Origin of the sequence: Kitasatospora sp. NPDC059571 (assembly GCF_042735675.1) — a bacterium.
GTDB lineage: Bacteria > Actinomycetota > Actinomycetes > Streptomycetales > Streptomycetaceae > Kitasatospora.
Genome location: NZ_JBHWBW010000049.1, coordinates 1 through 3,469, shown reverse-complemented (window position 1 = coordinate 3,469; position 3,469 = coordinate 1). Strand labels below are relative to the sequence as shown.

General features: G+C 75.6%; 3 protein-coding genes. 2 read left to right on the top strand and 1 reads right to left on the bottom strand.

The window, feature by feature from the left end:
- Positions 1–196: 196 nt before the first annotated feature.
- Positions 197–481 (top strand): hypothetical protein, encoded by a 285-nt coding sequence (locus tag ACFV0G_RS08730; protein ID WP_380543843.1) that lies wholly within the window; start codon positions 197–199, stop codon positions 479–481.
- Positions 482–511: 30 nt separating this feature from the next.
- On the opposite strand, the gene ACFV0G_RS08725 is transcribed toward ACFV0G_RS08730, so the two are convergent.
- Positions 512–1,231, bottom strand: coding sequence for a ferritin-like fold-containing protein (locus tag ACFV0G_RS08725; protein WP_380543840.1), 720 nt, complete (start codon positions 1,229–1,231; stop codon positions 512–514).
- Between the two features lie 645 nt (positions 1,232–1,876).
- On the opposite strand from ACFV0G_RS08725, the gene ACFV0G_RS08720 reads away from it, so the two are divergent.
- Positions 1,877–3,469, top strand: a 1,593-nt coding sequence (locus ACFV0G_RS08720; RefSeq protein ID WP_380543837.1) for a DEAD/DEAH box helicase, incomplete at its 3' end; no start/stop codon positions are given.

The window sequence follows — 3,469 nt, the reverse complement described above, 5'->3', positions numbered from 1 at the left end:
GCGGGGCTTTCGGGGACAGCGGCTCGCCGGCGGACCGCACGGTCGGATTCGCCACGCCCTGACTGCGGGCCCGCGGGCGCCCCGTCCCCTTGGGGGGGGGCGGGGGCGCCGTCGTTCGGCCGGCGGCGCGTACCGGCCGCGGCCCCGGGGTATGGGCGCAGGTGACGCCGTGCCGTACCACCGAGGGAGGCCGCCCGTGCTCGTCGAGACGATCGCCTGCGCACTGATCGGGCTGGCCGTCGGGGCCGGCGCCCTGGTGCTGCTGCCCGGGTACTTCCCCGCCGCCCGCACGCTGACGATCTCGACCGCGCTGGTCGCCGCCCTGCTCTCCGGACTGATCGCCCGCTACGCGCTGGACGGCCGCGAGCCGGGCGTCGCGCTGGCCGTCAGCGCCGTCGGCTCGGTCCTGCTGGTCTCCGTGCTCGCCCGGCCGGACCTGGCCGGGCGGCGCGGCACCCACCGCCGGCACCGGCACGTGTGAGCCGCGCGGGCCCGGGCCCGCCATGAGGTCCTAGGAGGCCAGCCCCAGGGCGGCCATCCGCCGGGTGTGCGCCTCGGTGATGCGGGTGAACATCTTGCCGACCTCGACCAGGTCGAAGCCCTCCACCCGGGCACCGCCGACCAGCAGGTTGGACAGCGCGTCGCGCTCGGCGACCACCCGCTGCGCCTGGCTGAGCGCCTCGCCCATCAGCCGGCGGCCCCAGAGCGCGAGCCGGCCGCCGACCCGCGGGTCGTCCGCGATCGCCTGCCGCACCCGCTCCACCGCGAACTCGGCGTGCCCGGTGTCGGCCATCACCCGCAGCACCAGCTCCCGGGTGTCGTCGTCCAGGCGGACGGCCACCTCCCGGTAGAAGTCGGTCGCGATCGCGTCGCCGACGTACGCCTTGACCAGCCCCTCCAGCCAGTCCGAGGGGGCGGTCAGCCGGTGGAAGGCCTCCAGCGGCTCGACGAACGGGTTCATCACCTCGGTCGGGTCCGCGCCCACCTCGGCCAGCCGGTCGTGCAGCAGCTGGTAGTGCTGGAACTCGGCGGACGCCATCCGTGCCAGCGCCGCCTTGTCGACCAGGCCGGGCGCGAACTTCGCGTCCTCGGCCAGCCGCTCGAAGGCGCTCAGCTCGCCGTACGCGAGCGCGCCGAGCAGGTCGAGCACGGCGGCCCGGTAGCCGGGATCGGCCGCGCACGCAGCCCAGTCGCCGATCGAGGTGACGTCGCCAGTTCCCTGAGTCTCCATGGCACGCCACCTTAGTGCCGTGCACCGCCCGAGCCCGCGCCGCACCGGCCGTTCGCGCGCCCCGCCCGGCCCGCCGCGGCCTGCGGAGTAAGCCGCGTCACGTGTTCGAGTGGTCGCGCCCCTGTATGGTGGTAGCGAGGCCTGGTGTACACGCGCGGCCCGCCACTCACTGGCAGGCCGCGCAGACGTGCTCCGCAGGGACGCGGCACCCGGCCCACGTACGCGGATGCCCGGTCGGAGACCCGATCGGCTCCGACCTTGGCCCGGACCTCGGGCCCAGGCACCGCATCAGTGGCCGAGCGAGGGCCGCCGCGGACCGCGCCGCACGGCGCAGGTCCCGCGCCAGCCCCACACGGGATTCCTCCCCTACGCCGCCGGACGACGCGCCCGACACCGGGCCGCCCCGCCGGCAGTGCGCGGGGCAGGCGCGGTTGTGCGTCCCGCCGGATCGACCGGGCCCAGCGCCCGCCGCACCTCGGGCCGCCCGCTGCTCCTCTCGCTCTCGGCCCCCCACACGGAAGAGGCAGCACCCTGTCCACCACCGCCGAACCCATCAAGACGACCTTCCGAGAGCTGGGAATCCTCCCGGAGACCGCCGAGGCACTCGAGTCCGTCGGCATCGTCCACCCCTTCCCGATCCAGGAGATGACCCTGCCGGTGGCCCTGACCGGCCACGACGTCATCGGCCAGGCCAAGACCGGCACCGGCAAGACCCTCGGCTTCGGCCTCCCGCTCATCGAGCGGGTCGTCGTGCGCGCCGACGTGGACGCCGGCCGGGCCACCGAGGGCGACCTCTCCGAGAGCCCGCAGGCGCTCATCGTGGTGCCCACCCGCGAGCTGTGCACCCAGGTCACCAACGACCTGCAGACGGCCGGCAAGGTCCGCAACGTCCGCGTGCTCGCGGTCTACGGCGGCCGCGCGTACGAGCCGCAGGTCGAGGCGCTGCAGAAGGGCGTCGACATCGTCGTCGGCACCCCGGGCCGCCTGCTCGACCTGGCCGGCCAGCGCAAGCTCGACCTGTCGAAGGTCCGCGCGCTGGTCCTCGACGAGGCCGACGAGATGCTCGACCTCGGCTTCCTGCCGGACGTCGAGAAGATCATCACCATGCTGCCGGCCAAGCGGCAGACCCTGCTGTTCTCGGCCACCATGCCGGGCCAGGTCATCAACCTCGCCCGCCGGTACATGAGCCAGCCGACGCACATCCGCGCCGCCGCCCCGGACGACACCGGCGCCACCGTCGCCAACATCGAGCAGCACATCTTCCGCGCCCACTCGCTGGACAAGGTCGAGGTCGTCTCGCGCATCCTGCAGGCCGAGGGCCGCGGGCTCGCGATGATCTTCTGCCGGACCAAGCGGACCGCGGCGGACGTCGCCGAGCAGCTGACCAAGCGCGGCTTCGCGGCCGGCGCCGTCCACGGCGACCTCGGCCAGGGCGCCCGCGAGCAGGCCCTGCGGGCCTTCCGCAACGGCAAGGTCGACGTGCTGGTCTGCACCGACGTCGCCGCCCGCGGCATCGACGTCGAGGGCGTCACGCACGTCATCAACTACCAGTGCACCGACGACGAGAAGACCTACCTGCACCGGATCGGCCGCACCGGCCGGGCCGGCGCCTCGGGCACCGCGGTCACCCTGGTCGACTGGGACGACATCCCGCGCTGGCAGCTCATCAACAAGGCGCTCGACCTGCCGTTCAACGACCCGGAGGAGACCTACTCCACCTCCGCGCACCTGTACGAGCTGCTGCGCATCGCGCCGGGCACCAAGGGCATCCTGCCCCGCTCGGAGCGGACCAGGGCCGGCCTGGACGCTGAGGAGGTCGAGGACCTCGGCGAGACCGGCGGCCGCGGCTCCCGCAAGGGCGCACGCGGCGGCCGCACCGCCGCGCCGGCCGCCGAGGCGGCGCCGGAGGAGCGGCCGCGCCGCACCCGTGAGCGCCGCCGCACCCGGGGCGGTTCCACCGCCGCGGGCACCGAGGCCGAGGCCGCGGTGACCACGGAGGCCGCCGCCCCCGCCGAGGCCGCGCCGGAGTCCGACGCCGCACCGCGCCGCCGTCGCCGCCGCACCCGCAACGGTGACGGTGCCCCGGCCGCCGAGACCCAGGCCGCCGCCGTCGCCGTCGAGGCGCCGGCCGAGGCCGCGGTCGCGGTCGCGGTCGCGGTCGCCGAGGCCGCCGTCCCGGCGCCGCGCCGCCGTACCCGCACCAAGGCCGCCGTCACCGCCGAGGCTCCCGTCGTGGCT

Excerpts from the sequence above, each read along its gene's own strand:
- ACFV0G_RS08725 (WP_380543840.1), bottom strand. The coding sequence starts at position 1,231 with ATGGAGACTCAGGGAACTGGCGACGTCACCTCGATCGGCGACTGGGCT.